At 34.0% G+C, this 20,994-nt stretch carries 10 protein-coding genes; 3 read left to right on the forward strand and 7 right to left on the reverse strand.

The annotated features are described in order from the left end of the window. Positions 1 to 135: 135 nt before the first annotated feature. From ACZ2G0_RS01485 to ACZ2G0_RS01515, 7 genes are all read right to left on the reverse strand, one after another. On the reverse strand, positions 136 to 1,056 hold the full coding sequence (locus ACZ2G0_RS01485) for a GyrI-like domain-containing protein (RefSeq protein WP_470308692.1): 921 nt from the start codon (positions 1,054 to 1,056) through the stop codon (positions 136 to 138). 2 nt (positions 1,057 to 1,058) lie between these two features. Continuing rightward, a complete protein-coding gene (locus tag ACZ2G0_RS01490) occupies positions 1,059 to 2,384 on the reverse strand; it encodes a vanadium-dependent haloperoxidase (RefSeq protein WP_470308693.1) in 1,326 nt (441 codons plus the stop codon). A 50-nt stretch (positions 2,385 to 2,434) separates the two neighbouring features. After that, positions 2,435 to 5,689 (reverse strand): VCBS repeat-containing protein, encoded by a 3,255-nt coding sequence (locus ACZ2G0_RS01495; protein ID WP_470308694.1) that lies wholly within the window; start codon positions 5,687 to 5,689, stop codon positions 2,435 to 2,437. After that, positions 5,682 to 8,999 (reverse strand): VCBS repeat-containing protein, encoded by a 3,318-nt coding sequence (locus tag ACZ2G0_RS01500; RefSeq protein WP_470308695.1) that lies wholly within the window; start codon positions 8,997 to 8,999, stop codon positions 5,682 to 5,684. Before ACZ2G0_RS01500 ends, ACZ2G0_RS01495 begins: the two co-directional genes overlap by 8 nt. 207 nt (positions 9,000 to 9,206) lie before the next feature. Next, the gene (locus ACZ2G0_RS01505; protein ID WP_470308696.1) at positions 9,207 to 10,751 is read right to left on the reverse strand and encodes a RagB/SusD family nutrient uptake outer membrane protein; all 1,545 of its coding nucleotides are present in this window, start codon (positions 10,749 to 10,751) and stop codon (positions 9,207 to 9,209) included. 11 nt (positions 10,752 to 10,762) lie between these two features. Next, positions 10,763 to 13,729: a SusC/RagA family TonB-linked outer membrane protein gene (locus ACZ2G0_RS01510; protein ID WP_470308697.1), complete on the reverse strand. Its 2,967-nt coding sequence runs from the start codon at positions 13,727 to 13,729 to the stop codon at positions 10,763 to 10,765. A 442-nt stretch (positions 13,730 to 14,171) separates the two neighbouring features. Further along, positions 14,172 to 16,184, reverse strand: a complete 2,013-nt coding sequence (locus ACZ2G0_RS01515; protein ID WP_470308698.1) for a glycosyl hydrolase family 95 catalytic domain-containing protein — start codon at positions 16,182 to 16,184, stop codon at positions 14,172 to 14,174. A gap of 451 nt (positions 16,185 to 16,635) precedes the next feature. On the opposite strand from ACZ2G0_RS01515, the gene ACZ2G0_RS01520 reads away from it, so the two are divergent. From ACZ2G0_RS01520 to ACZ2G0_RS01530, 3 genes are all read left to right on the forward strand, one after another. Beyond that, positions 16,636 to 17,547: a carbohydrate kinase family protein gene (locus ACZ2G0_RS01520; RefSeq protein ID WP_470308699.1), complete on the forward strand. Its 912-nt coding sequence runs from the start codon at positions 16,636 to 16,638 to the stop codon at positions 17,545 to 17,547. A 251-nt stretch (positions 17,548 to 17,798) separates the two neighbouring features. Further along, a complete protein-coding gene (locus ACZ2G0_RS01525; RefSeq protein ID WP_470308700.1) occupies positions 17,799 to 19,553 on the forward strand; it encodes a glycoside hydrolase family 13 protein in 1,755 nt (584 codons plus the stop codon). 410 nt (positions 19,554 to 19,963) lie between these two features. Continuing rightward, positions 19,964 to 20,992, forward strand: a complete 1,029-nt coding sequence (locus ACZ2G0_RS01530) for a LacI family DNA-binding transcriptional regulator (RefSeq protein ID WP_470308701.1) — start codon at positions 19,964 to 19,966, stop codon at positions 20,990 to 20,992. The last annotated feature ends 2 nt before the right edge of the window (positions 20,993 to 20,994 follow it).

The following is a 20,994-nucleotide window of genomic DNA, read 5'->3' on the forward strand; positions in this document are numbered from 1 at the left end:
TTACGTTATTCTTTTTATTAATGTTATTATTTTCTAAATTTAATTTTAAAAACGCCAATATTTTGCGTTTTAAAACAAAAAACGTTTTCGGAATGACCGAAAACGTTTTCGAAAGCGTTAGCAAATACTACAATCTTATTGCACTAAAAACGGAATAATAACCGTCGTTTGCCACTCTAATTCATTCCCTCCATTGAAAGGGTTATTTAAAAAGTGTTCTAAAACTTTATCTTGTAATTGTATATCGTGCCTTTTAGCATAATCCAACATCGTAAACCAAGCTCGATCAGAAGTTCTATAATTACCATAATAAGTAGCTTTTAACCCTTTCATCGCTTTGATTGTTTTAAACTTGATGCGCTTATCCTGAATATACTTGGTGTCTTTGGGTATAGGGAAGCAATAATTAAACGTTACTGTTTCATTTTCCTTATCCCATTCAGTTACCTCTAAGTAAGGGCGATAGCCTAAAATGGGAATTTTATTTCTAGTCAAATAGCCAACAATAACAACGTCATTTGAAAGCATGGTTTGCGCTTTCTCTTGTAAGACACTTTTTAGAGGTATATAGGCAACAAACATTTCCTTAGATTCCCCTTCTCCATCAATTTTAATTTTAAATTTTTTGACATGATCTTCAAGACCTGCTTTAAAATTTTTAATTTTTTCGATTTGTTGTGTTCTAAATTGGGTCGCTGCAAAGGGAACTGTTACCTTATTATAAAGCGAATGTTTTAAATCTTTAATCCCAACAGTAACCTTAGTGATGGAATCATCGACGGGATTTAATTCCCAAACATATTCCATGTCTTCGGTATCATTTTTAAAATTTTGTTTGATAAAATCAAAGTTTCTCTTTTCAATTATCGTGTACAAATCATTTTTATCCTTAAGTTGTGTTTTTGACCATTCAACAATCCCTTGCGAAACAGTACCTGTCGCGGCATTAACTGTAAAGGTTATAGTGTAATCTGATTTTTTTATGAACAAGTACCAAATCAAACCCACTGAAAATAAAACAAGGAAAGCAATTGATAGTATTTTTTTATTTTTCATTATTATTTTGTCATTTTTAATTTTTTAATCAGATAGCCGGCTAGGTCCGTACCTTGTGTCATTCCGTTTTCGATAGACGCTCTGTAATGAATTCCTCCATAAAAACGACTCATAGCTGCCTCTTTTGATGCTGCATTAAAGGAGGTAAACGAGCGACTAGGCAACCCAAAAGGCAACTCAGAATCATCAACGAATGCAAAATTATCCCCAAAAATAGAAGTTAACACTGCAGCTGAAACAGTCGAAACTACTGAATGTCCACTAGTATATTCTGGAAATGGAGGTGTTTGTAAAGCCGGTTTCCAATCCTCATCTATCTCTTGATTAATTACTGTTTCAGGACGGATTACATTACTCCTGAATTTTTCATCCCAGCAACTTATAAACGCCTCAAACATTCCAATCGAGGTTTTGGTGTACACATACACCGTTTTATCAAAATCAGCTTTTGATTTTTTACACGCAATTTTCGCGATACCCATCCAGTGTGCGCCAGGTGTTATTTTTTTCTTCGCAAACATCATATGACCTTGACTAACCGAAACATACGGATTACAATCCCAAAATTGAGCCATCTTAATTTCTTCAGATTCGTCTCCTTTTTTCTTCATTTCTTGGCTTATATCGTACACTTCTTGAACTTCTTTAAAAAATGCCGAATTCCTATTTACAGAAAAAGGAAGTGCAGGTTTAGGTTTAAATTGAGAAGCAGAGTCTAATACAAGCGTTCTAATCGCGTTCCAGTGCGGCTCAATTGCATCCATATACGCTGGAGGCGTAGGTTGCCAACGTCCAGGATCATTTTGAAGAACTGAGAATTTTGGCATGGTACGCGTTTGCTTGTAATTATCCGTATCGATCCATTTCTTTATAAATCCTGCGACTTTTAGACCGTATTCCTTTGAAACTTCAAACTCTTCTTTGTTGGTAGCACTCCATTTTTCGTAAAGGCTATCTCTAAATTTCTCCACTAAATCTTCGGAGAACACCAGTTGTTTACTAATCTCCATATGTGCGACTAGGGCTGCAACTTTAGTATTAACTCCGCTTTTAGGATCTAACTTTGGAATTGCTCCAAGTCCTTTTAATTGATTTTGTAAGCTAGAGTATGTTTTACTATTTTGTGCTATAATTTCATAAGCTGCAATATTAGGATACACAAAAATGCGACTTGCCACTGGAGGCGAAAAAATATCATGAATCATTATTTGAGTCACATTTTCAATGGAAGCATGATATTCATCAGTGGTAACCTCTATAGGTTTCGCTTGGTTACAGGAGACCATGAGAGCTCCAATCAACGCAACAATAACAATTTTATATTTCATTTTTTAGTTCTTTAATTCTGAATTTTCTAGTTAAAAATTAGTAGTGTTATTTATTTACTCATTGGCAACTCATACACCTCTGCTTTGGCATTATTAACAGTGACTAGTAAGTATTTTTTACCATTAAATGAAATTATATTAAGGTGTCGAACTGCCTTTTTGGTTAAATCGATTCCTACTTGATTACCCATTTCAATAGCATTTGGTCCCTTTATTAAAGCACCTTCAAAGCCATCAAATCGGCTATGAAAAGGAGACACACCAAAATAATTTCCTGCTGCAAAAACTTCACTTTTAGCATCACCATCAAAATCCGCTTTTACAAAGCTGGTAATAGGCGCCACCTGCATTTTATTACTAAAGGGCACAAAAGTAAATTTACCTTTATCGTTTCTTAAATAACCTGATTTTAAATTGTGTACTTCGTACATTTTTGCTTTTGATAACAACTTCAAATCAAAAACCTCCTCAACTGTTTTTCCTGCAAATGATTTATAGCTATTGAATTTCTTTTTCAACATTCCACTAAATTCTTCTGCCAATTCATCTAATCCTAAAGTGGTATAATACTGATCATTTTTTTCAATTGCCACGATTGTTTCGAAAGTATCATTGGAATCAAAATCATCAAAATACATTTTCATTGGAAATTCAGCTGAAGCTTTAAACTTTGAATTTAAACCCCAATTTCCTACCAAATAATCTTCATCACCATCATGATCGATATCAAAGGAGCAAATGGATTGCCACAAACCATTTGCTTTTTGAGGAAACACTATACTAGTAACCTCCTTAAATTGTCCTTTATTATTCGCAAAAAAGCTAGGTTTCATCCATTCACCAACTACCACTAAATCTTGCCAGCCATCGTTATTAAAATCGGTTACTATTGCATCCGTTGCCATTCCAATTGCAGAAAAAACATTCTTCTGAACGATTGTAAAAACACCGTTGGAATTATTGAGTAAGTAACAATCAGGCATTTTACCAAATATATTATATCTCGAATTAGCACCAATAAACAAGTCTAAATCCCCATCTTTATCATAATCGATTGCCTTAATAATTGTAGCATTCATGGAATTCGTATCCGGGAAAACATTTTTTATGAAATTATTACCCAAATAAAATCGACTAACTAAATCAGCGGCAAATTGTCCGCTCCCTGTCGCCACAATTAGATCATTTAACTGGTCTCCATTAAAATCTCCAATTATTGCCGAAGCATCTTCGTAAATGGAATCCGCAGCAATTGAACCAACCACTTTTTCAGTAAATCCTTTCGCGTTTTGGAGATAAATTACTGGTGTTTTTCCTTGAGCGCCACCAAAAAACAAATCTTCTTTACCATCATTATTTAAATCTCCAAATGCTACAGCTGGTCCTCTATCTGAACGTTGGTATGGAATTAATTTTTGAGCCGTAAAATCAACAAAGTCATTTTCTTTATGCGTAAAATCAATCCCTAAGTTTCCTTCTATTTTTTTAAAAACTGGAGTAACTTTAGGATGCAATTTTTGGTAATCAAATATTTTTCTGTTTTTTGCAACGGTAACAACAAGCTTTTGATTTACTTTAATGTTTTTTAAAGTTTGAAAAGTTTTATCAGGCCAAATGACTACTAAAGAATCAATGGCGTTTATTTTGCCATAACCAAAATGAACAATCGGGTCGGATGACGATTGGAATCCTCTAGTTGTTTGTAGCTCTTTGAATTGTTTTTGTCCTTTATAATAAGAAATAACTTTAGCGCCAATACCAAAAACATTCCCTCCTTGGTAAACTAGTTTTACCTTTAAATAATTCGAATTTGCATTCGTTTTGTTGTTATAAACCGATGCGACACTATTCAAATTATTGGTAACAATATCTAAATCGCCATCATTATCTAAATCCGCATAGCCACTTCCGTTAGAGATTATAGAATCATTTTCGATCCAGGTACTAGATTTATTGATAAAACGTAAATCTTTGGTTCCTTGAAAAATATAATTTGTTACTTTTCCTGATGGCATTTTATTCAATGCTTGCTTGTCCAGTAGTTTAGTCGTGTTTAATTTACTTTTCACATTATCATTCGAAAAATACTTAATATAGTCAAGGTCATTTGGTCTTTTAGGAATACCATTAGATATAAAAATATCTTGTTCTCCATCTTGATCAAAATCAGCAAACAAGGAACTCCAACTCCAATCCGTAGCTGCTATTCCGCTGAGTAATGCGGTTTCAATAAAGTTTTTACCCGCATTGTTAATTTGCAACATGTTTCGAGAATATTGGTAATGATAACCTAGTTTTTCTGTCCTGAATTTTAGCATTTGCGGATTATCGTCACCGGCAGAAGATTTAAGTACCTTTTCATTCTCTGGAAGCATATCAAGCGTCATTATATCCGGAAAGCCGTCATGATTAATATCAGCTACATCAATCCCCATAGAAAATCGGCTGGTGTGTCCAAAATAATTTTTCATGGATTCACTAAAAGTACCGTCCCCATTATTTAAATAGTAGTAATCATCTTCATGAAAATCATTACACACATAAATATCGGGATAACCATCTAAGTTAAAATCGGAAACTGCTAATCCTAAGCCATAACTATTTGCTCCGCCAAAAATCCCCGCTTGCTCACTTACATCGGTAAATTTTCCATTATCATTTCTAAATAATTTATCTCCGGATTCGTAACTTCTTTTATTCCTTATGTCAGCCTTACCGTAAGAAGCCTCCGTATGAATGGCGTGATTTAGTAAATACATATCTAAATCACCATCTAAGTCAAAATCAAGAAAGGCTACTGAGGAACTATAATTATCAATATCTAGCCCATATTCAGCCGAACTTTCAGTAAAAGTGTTGTTTTTATTATTGATAAATAATTCATTATGTCCTTCAAAACCATTTATTCCAACTACAGCGCAAACATAAATATCTAAATAGCCATCGCCATTTACGTCAGCCATAACCGTTCCTGTGCTCCAATCACTCTGACCCGTTACCCCCGCTTTTGAAGTGATGTCCTCGTATTTATTATTTCCTTTGTTCAGGTACAGTTTATTTTTGCCTTGATTTGAAGTAAAATAAATATCCACTAGACCATCATTATTTATATCTCCTAAAGCTACGCCTCCACCGTTATAATAGTACAGATAGTCTAAGATCGAAATGTTTTTTGAAGGATCTAACTTGTTTTCAAACGTGATGTTTGTTTCTTTTGGATCTAATTTCTCAAACAATTCCTCTTTTTTATTCGTACAACTGACAATCACAATTGAAACGAAAAATATTTTATAAAAATTAGTCATTGCGTACAAATATTTTTGGCTCATTATTATTAACAACAGCTATAAAAGCCGCTCCACCATTTTTAGTTTTAATTACTTTTAAATTTCTAACCTCTCCTTTAATAAAAAAACCGGATCTTTCATTAGGCAGCCAAGAATAAGAACCATTTTTATTACCTAAAACTACACTACCAAAGTTCGCATCAAGTCTTGAAAATTGAGGCTTAAAGTCATATTGATTTCCACCTAGAATCAAATCTACTATACCATCCTTATTGACATCCATAGCAGTTATCGTGTTTACGCTTGAAAACTGAACTTCCTTAGGCAAAGCCGTTATCTTAAATTGACCATTACCTTTATTGATAGCTACACTGCTTTCTTGCATAGTAGCTGTTTTTATAATTGAATTAGAAACAATTTCAGGACTAAAGATTTCTTGAACTGACTTATTTGCGTACGCTTGGTAACTTAAATTTTTCTTTTTAATCGAAGGAATCTGCTTCGCTAATTCACCTTTCATGTGAATGGGCATGTCTTTCCCATCGATGGTTCTAGACATAATTTGTTCAATTGTTCCGTTGTTATCAAAGTCATTAACGAACAATTTCATTGGGTTTGTAGGCGAACATTTATAGGAGGTATTCGTTCCTTTGTTTCCAAAAACCAAGTCTTTCTTACCGTCATTATTCAAATCCACGCATAAAACAGCATTATAGAATCCCTTTTGCTCTTTCAAATTGGTCTTAAATTCTGCAAAACGTCTACCCGTATTCTTAAAAATAGTAGGTGCCATCCACTCCCCAACAATTATTAAATCTTTTTTATTATCTCCATCAATATCTTCCCATACTGCATCGGTAATCATACCGATTTCATTTAATTTGAATAATTTTTTATCCGTTACATTAGTGAAGTTTCCTTTTCCATCATTTTCTAACAATAAATGCTTTGGGTTAATTCCATATACACCCGGCACTGAACGACTACCAATAAAAACATCAACATCACCGTCGTTATCATAATCATAGGGTGCAATGATAGCCACGTTATTATTTGTCGTTGGAAGAATAGAAGTGCTTACTTGAAAACTTCCTTTGCCATTATTTAGGTACAATCGGTTTTTGTAGTTCGCTTGATCTGCTTTTTCATTCCCTCCAGAACCAACAAGCAAATCTAAATCTCCATCATTGTCTGCGTCAAAGAAACTTGCGGCGGTATCTTCAAAATTAAAATCTTTATCTAAAGCTGGTTGTTTTAGTAGAGCGAAGTCATCCTTACCATTGTTCAGGTAAATTTTTCCCGATGATCCCTTAGCCCCACCAATGAATAAGTCATCATTTCCGTCGCCATTAAGATCTCCAACAGCAAGAGCTGGTCCTTCATGTGACAACATTTTAGAGATTAATCCTTCATAATCAAAATCAATATATTCATTTTCCTTGTGCGCTGCTAGCTTAGTTGATTTCTCCTTAAAATAAGTTTGATTCGTTTTTACCTTTGGTACATATATGCTTTTGGCATCAGCCACATTTAAATTAATTGTGGCATCCTTCGCTACATTTTTAATTGTTTGAAACTTTTCATTTGGCCAAATTACCAACAGTGAATCAATTTTTTTTGCTCCAATTCCGAAGGTTAAAACATAATCAGCAGACGATTGAAAACCACGAGAGGGAATTAACTCTTGACGGATAATCTCTTTTCCAGAGTATAACTCTACAACACTTCCCACGGCAAATGTATTTCCGGCTTCTCCTTTAAGCTTTACTTTTACAAAATGATTATTCTTGTTTTTTTCTGCGTTATTTCGATACACAAAAACAGGCATATTGACATTATTTACCACTAAGTCCAAATCTCCATCATTATCTAAATCACCGTAAGCAGCCCCGTTTGAAAAGCTAGGAGTGCTCAACCCCCAACTAGTAGCTTGATTGGTAAACGTTAGGTTTTTATTATTTTTGAAAGCATAGTTGGGTACTGCAGTACTAGGCATTTTATTTATGATATTTTCCATATCTTCCTTTTTGCCAGTTACCGCCATTTTTTGTAGCACTTCATTTGCAAAAAAGTCAACAAAATCTTGATCTGTTAAGTCGTGATAAATACCATTGCTAACATAGATATCCTTAAAACCATCGTTATCCATATCAAACAATAGAGCACCCCAACTCCAGTCAGTTTTAGAAACACCTGCAAAACCAGATATTTCACTAAATTGCCCATTACCATTATTTAACTGCAAGGTGTTTTGCATGTACTGATTAAAGAAATCAAGACTTAATTTCCTGGTAAACAAATCATAGTTGTCAAAACTCGTTGTGGTTTTAGTTCTAAAATCTGATTCAGGAAGCATATCAGTAGTGAAAATATCAGGGAAATTATCATTATTTATATCCGCCATGTCAGCTCCCATAGAGGCTTGACTGATATGTGTGGTATACTTTTCAATTTGTTCAGAGAAGGTACCGTTCTTATTGTTAATGTATAGATAGTCCTTTTCATAAAAATCATTAGAGATATAAATATCCGGATACAAATCGCCGTTGACATCACCTACTGTAACACCCAGACCAAAACCAATTAAACTACCATAAATACCAGCCTCTTTACTTACATCTACAAATTTACCATTATCATTGCGCAACAACCGATCACCCCCGCCTTTTAGTAGCGGATTCACGTCCCAATCGGTATCGCGTAACTCTCTTTTATTAGAATAATTGAGACTACTAACCGGAATAAAACTATTATTAAGAATATAACAGTCAAGATCTCCATCCTTGTCATAATCAAAAAAAGAGGCGTGAGTCGTAATTCCAGTTTCAGCAAGGTTATACTCCTTTGCTCTGTTGGTAAAGGTTAAATTCCCATTATTAATAAACAATTCATTGTCTTGCTGATTACCTTTAGTATTACCGGCATTACAAACATAAATATCTAATAATCCGTCTCCATTTAAATCAACCATTACTACTCCTGTTGACCACGATTTGGTTCCTTCAATTCCTGCTTTTTTCGAAATATCTTCAAACTTAAAATTTCCTTTATTTAAATATAACTTATTAGTTCCTTGGTTTGAGGTGAAATAGATATCAGCCAGACCGTCATTATTGATATCCCCTATGGCGACACCACCACCATTATAAAAATTGCGATAAATAAACAAATTATTATCTTTTTCATTGGTGACGTTATTTACAAAATCAATCCCTGTTTCCGTTGATTCAAGTTGAGAAAAAAGAGTGTTTTGATTTTGTTCTTTGTCTTTAGAACAAGAAAATAACAACGAAACGAAAAATATAAAAAATATTTTTTTTGAGTACATAATGACACTTAATTTTGAAGTAAAAGAAAAGTCTAATTTACTATAATAATCTATTAAAACGCAATTAAATAAAGGTTTTAGCGTATAATTTCTTTTAAAATAAATAGCCTAAATTGGGCTGTAAAAAAGAAGTATTTAGAAAACAAATACAATAAAAAAGAGGACATAATTGCCCCCTTTTAAAAATAACTAATAAAAAAAATTTAATTAATTGTAACCAGGATTTTGTTTAATGTTAGGATTCAATAACGCTGATGTTGGTATTGGTAATAAAACTCTATACGCATCAGTATTTGTCATTGTAGGTCTTGCAGTAGTATATGTACCAAAACGAATCATATCATTTCTTCTCCATCCTTCTTCCCACAACTCTGTTCCTCTTGCTTTATAAATTCCAGTAAGGGTTGTCAAATCGATAACTGTCGTAATACCCATACGGCTTTGTAAACTAGCCTGTATTGGAGCTACAACTCCTGTACCTCCTCTTGCTATTGCTTCAGCTTTCATTAATAAAGCATCGGCATAACGGAATAGTACATAATCATTTTCTGGTTTATCTAAATTTGAAGTATCTGGCAAGTATTTTTGCGGACGAATTCCCCATCGCTCTAGCCACTCTTCATTTACAATTAATCCGTTAGCTGGCAAACCAGCTGGGTCACTTTGAAAATTTAATGGTCTAGAACCATTTTGACCTCTAGTAGTTAAAGCTACAGTTCCTCCCGGTGCATATTGTTGACCAATACGCATTCCCATTGGGCTACCAAAAAATGAAATCACTCCAGCATCTCTATTTAAAATTCGTCTGTCAGTAGGATCATACTGATTGTAATAATCTTGCAATACTGAGAAACCATTCCATCCGCTTGGTACTTGGTTGTAGTGACCTCCCATGTACCATCTTGATCTTACCGCTCCCATTTCAACACCATTAATATTTTTTGATGTAAAAATTAACTCTGGAGACGTGTTATTTGATGGTTTAAAGTTATCCCAATAATCATTTGCTAACGTTGTACCTGCTGAAATCGCATTAACATATTGAATAACTTTATTCATATTGGCAACATTATTTGGATTGAATCCAACGTGTGTTGGTGCATCAAAAACTGCTTTATTTAGGTAAATTTTAGCTAATAAAAAATTAGCCGCGTCCTTACTTGCGATCGATGGATCAGAAGCATTTTTAGCTGGTAAATTAGGCAAAGCCTCTTCTAACAAAGCAATGATTTTAGCAGTTGCTGTAGGTGAGTCCCATACTTTAGGGAAATCATCAGGAGAACTACCTGCTTCTCTGTAAGGCACTTGACCATACATATCGATTGCATTATAGTAGTAATACGCTTTTAAAAACTTTGCCTCAGCCGCTTTTTGAGGGGCAATTCCTGTAATAGCCAAAGCTAAATCACAGTTGTAAACATTGGATAACATTTGTCTCCATGCTGTATTTATCTCTCTACTGTTGGCATCCCATGTATGCTGGTGATCTTGCAACCACGCGCCTCCATCTCCCCAGTCACCTGCTCGAGTTGGTACAATAACAAAATCTGTTGATAATTCTTGTATTGCAAATATACCATCTTGACCTTGAAACTCTCTCAATCCTTTATAGGCTGAGTTAAGTATAGCATCCGGATCGGCATTAGTAATCTCGGTAGCGTCAAGAATTTTTTCATCTAAGTTAGTACAGCTAACTGTGAGAGCAAGTGCGCCCACAAATAAACTGTATTTTAAAAAATTATTTTTTTTCATTTTGATTAAAATTAAAATGTTACGTTTAGTCCTAAAGTAGCCGTTCTGGCTCTTGGATATGATAAATTATCTATACCAGCAGATGGAATCCCGTTTAAAGTTTTATTCGTATCTACCTCTGGATCAAAACCTGAATATTTAGTTAACACGAACAAGTTGGAACCACTTACATAAAAACGCGCTGTACTTAATTTGAAACGCTCTAAAAAGTCTCTCTTAACTGTATAACCAAATGTCAAGTTACCCAATCGTAAGAAATCACCTTTTTCAAGGTATTTTGTAGAAGGCGTGTTAGCATCTGATCTCGATTGAACTGAATTAGCCACTTCTGGCGTAACGTTTTTACCACCTAATTGATTTTGATAAAACAATGCTACGTTAGTGTTATTGAACAAATAGTGACCAAAGTTACCATACATCGAAGTACTTAAATCAAATTCTTTATAGGAAACACTTGTATTGAAACCTACAGTTGTTTTTGGCAATGGTTGCTTGTTTAACAACTTAGGTGCTCCACCATTAGCATATTGAGAAATTCCATTTGCATCGTATCCTGTGAATTCTGGTAAAAAATAAGTATAAATTGGATATCCGTCTTGGATTCTTTGTACATAAGAATCAGTAAGTCCTTGACCATTAATTGCTCCTACATTGTACACATTTGCAGATCCTAAATTATTGATTGTGTTTTTTAAGAATGCCATGTTTCCAGAAACATCCCATTTCCAATCGTCGTTCTCAAGTACATTATAATTCAATGAGAATTCAAAACCTTTATTAATCAAATTAGCAGGTAGGTTTACATATTTAATACCTTGTGCTGATGGTTGTCCTGAAGCTGAAGGAATACCTACAATTAAATCAGTCGTATTTTTATTGAAATAATCTACTGAACCTGTTAACTTATTATTCAACAAGGTAAAATCAGCACCTATACCATAAGAAGTAGAAGTTTCCCACTTTAATTGTGAGTTAGCGTTATTTACAATATTAAATTGATCTGGTCCATTATATTCTATAATACCTACAGCAGAGTTTCTTGGAAATTCAGTGTTACCTGTTTTACCATAGTTCGTTCTAATTTTCAAATCATTCACTAAACCTTCTTTATCTGCAAATACTTTGTAAGCAAGTCCAACAGAAGGGAAATTACCATACTTGTTCCCTGGAGCTGTTTTAGATGAACCATCACGTCTAACAGTTAAGTCTAGATTTAATTTATCATAAAATGCAAAAGAAGCTCTTGCAAAAACTGATTGTAACTCAACCAAAGAGCGATAAGAACCTGTTCTCGTTTCTGTAGGTATACCACCTTCCATATTATCTAACAAGTTCTTTTGGGTTGCAGCAAAACCTTTTGCAGAAGTGAAATTACCATTAGCATTGTAGCTATAAAAAGAATAACCAGCAACCGCATTTAAACTAATGTCTTTAGTAAGATCCTTAGTATAGGTTAAGTTATGTTCAATTGTTTTGTTCACTCTTTGGTCAAGAGATATAGCAGCTTGTCCTCTGTACTCTGTTAAGTTAGCAGGATTAGTTGCTCTCGCAAAATCTTGAATATCTAAATCAGGACCAGCTTGTTGTTTCACTGTTGAAGTTGAAGTTTCGAAACCTATTAAGAAGTTATACTTCAAATTATTCGTTAATTTAACAGTAGCTGATAAACTTCCTAAAAATTTAGCTAAATCACCATTATTTGAAAATGAATTATTTAAATGTACTGGGTTGATGTAATCACCACTAACTCTTGTGTAACCACTTGGTGTTGTTGCATCATATACCGATCTTGTAGGATTCCAGTACAAAGAAGCTGCAAGTAAATTACCAATATAACCAGCATTGTTCGTGATCAAACCTCTTTGATCCTTGATATTAGTGTATGAAATACGTGTTTCTAATTTCAACTTATTGTCAAAAAAATCATTAGAATTATACAAGGTAGCTGTATATTTATCTAAACCTGTGTTTCTAACTATACCCTCTGTATTTGACATACCAAGGGAAATTCTTGTATTTGATTTATCAGTTCCAGAAGAATAAGAAAGGTCATGATTTGTTGACGTTGCTGTACGTAAAATTTCTTTCTCCCAATCAAATGATCCTCCAAAATGGTTTGCATTTTGACCTGGCGTTGCAGCAATAAATTCATCAGCACTTAAAACTCTAAATTTTGAAGCGTAAGACGAAGTAGTTATCGAAGTCGCATACGTTAATTCAGGTTGTTGACTTTTACCTTTTTTAGTTGTAATGATGATTACACCATTTGCTCCTCTAGCTCCATATATTGCAGTAGATGATGCATCTTTCAAGATAGTCATACTTTCGATATCATTTTGATTGATAAAACTTAAAGGGTCTTTTGCAGAACTGCTCCCTAAGTTAAAATCAGCTCCACCCGAAGAAACGTCTCCGCCTCCAAGAGGAACTCCATCAACAACAATAAGAGGTCCGTTTCCTCCACGTAATGAACCGTTACCTCTAATTCGGATTGAATTACTAGCTCCTGGCTCTCCACTTGAAGAAGTAATTTGAACACCCGCTACTTTACCTCTTAAGATTTCAGCTGGATTAATTGCAGCAATATTATCAAATTTCTTTGATCCTAATTGATCAACTGCTCCAGTTGCATCTTTTTTCCTAACTGATCCGTAACCAATAACGACTACTTCCTTTAACTCAGCTGAATCTTCTTTTAGAACAACTGAAATAGATTTTTTTCCTGCTACAGTGATCTCTTGGCTTTTTAAACCAATGTAGCTAAAAACTAAAACAGCGTTTGCACCTACATTGGTAATGGTATACTTACCATCGATATCCGTTTGAGCTCCGTTTGTAGTTCCCTTAACTAAGATTGATGCTCCAGGAAGAGGACCGTTAGCGTCCGATACCGTACCCGAGACCTCTTGTGCATAGGTCAAACTAGTACATAATACCGTTAGAAACACCATCAAGCCTTTGATTAGACTATTTTTCATACGTAATAAATAAGTTGGTTAATAATTTTTGAATTGGTTTTGTTTAATTACTACATCAAACTTATCGAAAATTTAGGAAAATTTTAAGAAACACAGTAACTATAACGTTTTCGATTTACCGAAAACGTTTTCGATTTTAAAATTGATACCGTAAAAATTTAATACTTAAATTATGTAAAACATAAAAATAATAACAATTTTTGATGATTGTATCGATTTTAGACATTTTAGACCTAGTTTTTGTTGCATTTTAGTCAGTAAACCTACTTGTTTCTAAAAAATAATGCTAATTATGCAAAGAATAATGAGTTTAGAACGCTATTCCATAATTTTAACAAAAAGCGTTTCGTGAAGTTGTTTGAAAAATTAAACAGATAAAGTACTGAATACAAAAACGTTGCAAAAGTAAACTTAGACTGTAAAAAGAAACTGAATGAGCGCTTTACTTAATTGTATGGGTTTTGTTCTCTAAGCCCAAACCAACAATTTTTAAAGATTTCCATTTTTTAGGCAACAATCCTTTATGAAAAATCAAACCTTCATCTGTTTGTTCCACACCTCCAAAACCATAAATTACCGCTTGGAGCATGGCACCTGCCCCTGTTGCAAAATAAGGATTGCTGCTGTTGGCTGATTCTGAAAAAACACCAAATGGAGGTCGACTATTGGGTTGGTACGATTTTAAAAAGTAATCGTACGCTTTATCACTATCTCCTAAACGGGCATATAAAACCGATAAAACCCCAGATGCCATTGCTGGTCCATCTTTTGGATCTATTTTTCCTGCATAATAATTTAAGTCTCTTTTGATTTGATCTTCGTCTGTGATGACATGAAGCGGATAAGCTAATAAATTAACATCTGCTTGTTTGATCATTTGTCCGTCATATCCTTTATAATTTTGCGTAATCCCATTTTTAGTGTGTATCAGTAATTGGTCAGCAACTTCAATCCAACGCTGATTGATTGGCTCATTCAAAATTTTTGCCGCCTTTACCGTATTCCGTAACGATTCAATTACGGAGCCATTCGTAAAAGCATTATCATCAACATGCTGCGCATACTCATCAGCACCAACGACATTTAAAATAGAAAAACTTCCATCTTGATTTTGGACTACTCTACTAACCCAAAAATTGGCAGTTTCTTTAAGCACTTCCCACTCAGACTTAAGCCAAGACTTATCTTGTGTTAGCGCATAATAATTCCAAAATGCAATAGAAACATCGGCTGTTATATGTTGTTCAAATATACCGGTTAATGCCCAAGTAGGCGTTGCCTCTTCACCTGTATCATCTGACTCCCAAGGAAACATGGCGCCTTTGTAACCATAAATAGTAGCCTTTTGCTTCGCTTTACTCAACCGATCAGCTCTGTAATCTAAACACGATTTTGCCATTTCAGGCTGCAGCGCCAAAAGTGTTGGATACATCCACAATTCCGAATCCCAAAATATATGACCATTATATCCTTGTGACGAAAGCCCCATTGGAGCAATACTTTGTCTTGTTTCTGGACGTATAAAGGAATACAAATTGTACAATGCAAATCGAACACGCTGTTGCGCATCTAAATCACCTTCAATTTGTATATCGCCTGTATTCCATAAATCAGCCCATGCTTTGGTATGACGGTCTAAAAGTTTGTCTATACCTTCTTGTAGAGCAAAAATCGCTTGGCGTTCGGATTCATTTAAAGGATCAGTCACGTCTTTTGAAGTGCAAATACCTCCTGCAATGGCAAATCGATACTTTTGACCCTTCACTAATTTTTTAGTAAAACCAACCTCTTGTCCAAGTTGATTTAAAACCTCGGGCTTACCATCAAACAAAAAAGTAGTTGATGCAGCGACTTTATATTTTCCCGTAAGTGTATTTGCAACTGTGCCAAAAACGGGCATGGTATATTCATTATCTTTTAAAATTCTAAATTGACTTTTAGGATTTTTTAATTCATCAGGAACTACCATAAAATTACTTGCTTCAATTTCCACGTCTTTATAGGGAGTGATTTCAAGTATAGCCATAGCTGAAAATGGAATTGCTCTATTTGCAAGTATTGTGTATTTGATTAGTGCCATGTCTTTAAAAGTAAAAGCAGTGGTGCTTGTACCTTCTTTCATCGAGATGATCTGACTCCAATTTGCAATATTATCTGATTTAATCTCTTGCTTGTTTATCAAAAGCCTTAAATTCAAAAATTCGATTCCCCTAACAATCCTACTAATTCCGTTTTCAGGACTACCATCATAAACACCATTCAAAATAATTTCTTTTGTTTTTAAAGGAGTATCATCCGTAACAATACCAATTTGGCCATTTGCCATTGCTACACCAAAGTAATTGGCTCTTGAATTCGCAAAAAGATGCCATTCATCTGCTTTAGCTTGTCCAAATAAAGCAATAGGACTGCATACAATAACAATACGAAGGAAATTTACAATTGAATTTTTCATGATAATAGCTTTTTGATGTAAATCAAACTTAGAAAATAAATTCTGTATACCACGCAAGAATTGTAAAAAGCGATCATCGATAACGTTTTCGGAAAATCGATAACGTTTTCGATTCAAACTTATTGAATTATTAAAAATTGTATTCTATTTTTATTTAATTAAAGATTATTTACTGTTAAATTGACTAAAAAATAATTTATCGAGTATCTCATTCGTTCTTATTTTTTTAAGTCTTGAATAATTTTCAGTAACTCATTGCTCTTTAATTACAACAGAATAAATGACTGACTATGAAAACTAATAGTGTTTATTTCAACAAAATTAAAGTGAATTAAACTACTGATTTTCGCACTAATTTATAGGCATGTAAGATTGTAAATTGAAAAGTGTAACACTTCTTTACAGGCACTCACTGCAAAGCTACTCTATCATAAAAACATTAAAAAGATCCATGAATAAATGCATTGCTGAATTTAATATCGTAAGTTTTGGTGAGGTGATTTACGATCTCTTTCCTAACCACCAAAAAATTGGAGGCGCTCCTTTAAATGTAGCGTTGCGCCTTGCCTCATTAGGTTTATCAGCGCATATCATTAGCCGTGTGGGCAACGATGCTCTAGGAAAAAAATTAATTACGTACGCTAACAACCATGGAGTAAATTCAAGTGCAATTCAAATTGACGATGTTTTGCCAACTGGAGAAGTCATTGTTGCATTAAATGCCAGTGGCTCAGCAACCTATTCTATTAGTTATCCTGTGGCTTGGGATAAAATTACTACCGTTTTAGCGAATGATACTCTAGTAAAGAATGCCGATGCTTTCGTTTTTGGAAGCCTCGTTTCGCGAGATGATGTGTCTCGCCAGTCCTTACTTCAATTAATAAAATGCGCCAAGTACGCTGTTTTTGATGTGAATTTACGTGCTCCATTTTACAATCAAAAGGTGTTACAGCAATTAATGGAAAAATCCGACTTCATAAAGTTTAACGACAGTGAATTAGCCGAAATAGGCACATTAATGCATTCTCCCTATCAGACAGTAGAGGAAAACATCCATTTCATTGCAAAAAAAACGAATACAAAACACATTTGTGTAACAAAAGGAGATCAAGGCGCAGTACTATATTACAACGAACAAATATATTATAGCAAAGGGTTTCAGGTTGCTGTAAAAGACACCGTAGGTGCCGGGGATTCTTTTCTTGCCGGTTTGCTGTCCAAACTATTATTCTGTAATAATCCACAAGAAGCAGTTGACTTTGCTTGTGCATTAGGAGCCGCTGTTGCTATGAAAGAAGGAGCTAATCCTACTATTTCTCCGGAGGAAATCAGCATTTTGCTTACAACAAAATCAAATGAATAATTCAACACAACGAAATAAACATTAGAGTAATTAAATTTTAATTAAAACAAATAACATCAAATACTTTAAAAAATTTAAAATGGCAAGGTCCTTCAATTATTTTCCCTTTTTAAGAAATGAAATGTGCCTAGGAGAAGCAATATTAGTAAAGTAAGCTTCAAAACAACTTACTCTATCTAATAAACCTAAAGATACAGACAGAATTATAATTCAGAATATCACAATAAATAAATACTGAAAAACCTTAATTTATGAAACGTTATCAAATACTATTTTTACACCTAATTATTATACTATTACCCTTTATTAAAATGCAAGCACAAGTAAAAAATCAAGCAGCTAAAATAGAAGCAGACAAAAAATGGTGGAAAGAAGCCGTTGTTTACCAAATTTATCCTAGAAGTTTTAAAGACAGTGATGGGGATGGCGTTGGTGACTTGAAAGGAATCATATCTAAACTAGACTATATTAAAAGCTTAGGTATTGAGGCCATTTGGTTAAACCCAATATACCAATCTCCTAATGACGATAACGGCTACGACATTAGTGATTATCGTTCCATTATGAAAGATTTTGGTAACATGGATGACTTTGACACTTTGCTAAAAGGTTTGCATGATCGCGGTATCAAGTTAATAATGGACTTAGTCGTAAATCACAGTAGTGATGAACATGAATGGTTCAAACAAGCACGCAGCTCTCGCGACAATAAATACCGAGATTATTATCATTGGTGGCCTGCTGAAAAAGGAAAACCGACTTACAGGTGGAGTTTTTTTGACGTAAAAAGTGAGGCATGGAAATATGACAAACAAACAGATTCCTACTACTTACATTATTTTTCGCAAAAGCAACCTGACCTAAATTGGGAAAACCCAGCAGTACGACAGGAAGTTTATGATATTATGAGATTCTGGCTAGACAAAGGTATAGATGGCTTTAGGTTAGATGCCTTTCAATATGTATCTAAAGACATATCGTGGCCTGTTTTCCCTGATGGTTACGAAAAAGAAATAAACAAGTATTATGGCGAAGGCCCAAACCTTCATGCCTATATACAAGAGATGAATAGAGAAGTTTTAAGCAAATATCCAAACGCCATGACGGTTTGTGAAGGCGCCGGAAGTTCTCCTGAAGACGCTCTTAAATTTGTAGACCCTGACCGTAAAGAATTAAATGTTGCCTATCATTTTGAAAGCGTAGATATTGGCAAACACGTTTCTGACTTTGGATTAGTAAACTATAAAAAAATATTCTCAAGGTATGACGATGTCTTTAAAGACAAAGGATGGCTATCTATTTTTATGGCGAATCATGATCAACCTCGAATGGTTAGTAAATTTGGAAATGACAGCCCACAATTTAGAGCCATATCCTCAAAAATGCTTTCTACATTCGTAATGACCATGCGAGGTACTAGTTTTTATTATTTTGGTGACGAACTAGGGATGGTTAACATTAGATTAAATGACATTAATGATTATAACGATGTTGATACCCGAAACAAATACGAAGGATTGAAAGAAAAAGGTGGAGATCTAGCCGCTTTTTTAGAATTACAAAAGCAAACATCTAGAGAAAATGGCCGAACGCCAATGCAATGGAATGATGAAAAAAATGCTGGCTTTACAACAGGTAAACCTTGGCTAAAAGTAAATCCTAATTACACTGATGTAAATGTAGCTGAGCAAGAAAAAGATCCACAATCGACATTGAATTATTTTAAAAAATTAGTTCAACTAAGAAAAAAAGAACAAATACTAGTCTATGGAAAATACACATTACTAGACGAAAAAAACCCAAATGTTTTTAGCTATTCTAGAGAATTAAACGGAAAAAAAATAGTGATCCTACTAAATTTTTCCAAAGAAAAATCCACTTATGATTTAGGTTTCAAATTAGACAAAACAAAAATTCTATTAGACAACTATAACGAAAAAACGCTTTCCAGTTCGGCAATTCTATTACCGTACCAAGCTACTATTGTTGAAATCGTAAAGGACTAATCAACCAGTAATTAGTGTTAGATTCTGTAAATCTGCTTCTTATAATATTACTGCTTCAAGCTAGTTTTAAGATAAAAAGCAGATTTTTTTTCTGTAATACTTCGCTATCCAGCTAAAGGTTACTTGGTCACTTTCAAATTATTTTAGAAGTAAGTAACATCGAATTGCATTATATGCCTCAAACACAGAATTTGGATAGTTAAATTTGGCTTACCCTTATCAAAAACTACTAGATATCTAGATAATCCATAATTATCCTGGATTTCGAACGCTTGTTCAAATCATAACAGAAAATTCAATATCTTGTGTTCGTAAAAACAGTTGGTCCGTTTAGAACCGATTTATAATAAAAGGCTACTAAAGCTAGTAAATTAGCGTAGTCTAAAATTTAACCATTAGCCTTGTAATTCATGAAAGATATCACGCTTAAAGAAATAGCATCTAAATTAGGTATTTCTATTACTACTGTATCGAAAGCGTTAAAAAACTACCCTGATGTAAGTTATAAAACTAAAAAAGCAGTTATTGAATTAGCCCAAGAATTACACTACACGCCCAACAGTTTTGCAGTTAACCTACGAACTAAAGAGTCGAAAACTATTGGTTTAATCATTCCAGAGGTAATGCACCATTTCTTTTCGAATATCATCAATGCCATAATTGATGAAGCTGAAAAAAATGGCTATTTAGTAATCATTTTACAATCTAATGAGTCTTTAGCTCTAGAGAAAAAACAAGTGGAACTCTTAATCAATAAAAGAGTGGATGGCATTTTAATTTCTTTGTCTAACGAATCCAACAATGATGATCATATCAAAGAAATCATCAATCGGAACATTCCATTTGTTATGTTTGACAAAATTTCAAAGCTTAGCAAATGCTCTAAAGTAATTATTAATGACCAACATGCTGCTTTTAGTGCAGTACAGCATCTTATCGATAATGGATGTACAAAAATTGCTCATATTAGAGGTCCTCTTAATCCACAAAATTCAGTTGATCGATTCATTGGGTACAAAAAAGCATTAGAAAAAAACAATATTCCGTTCGATCCCGCTCTTGTTTATACGTGCGAAAATGTAACCTTTCAAGAGGGAGTGGACTATACCAAAAGAATTATTGAAGAACATCCTGATGCTGATGGTATTTTTGCCGTTACTGATTTAGTTGCTGTTGGAGTTTTATCCTACCTAAATGACAATCAAATCAAGATACCAGAACAAATTGCAGTGATAGGCTTTAGTAACTGGTTTATTTCTCAGGTGCTAACACCTAAATTAAGCACTATTGATCAACCAAGCCACGAGATGGGAAAAGAATCCTTTAATTTATTATTAGAAGAAATGAATTGTCACAAAGAGGGCATTCCTTTTACTCCCAGAACTATCGAATTAAATACCGCTGTTATTGTTCGTGAATCATCTTTAAAAAAAAAGTAGCA

The sequence above is a fragment of the Flavobacterium sp. KKT103 genome (genome assembly GCF_055640565.1).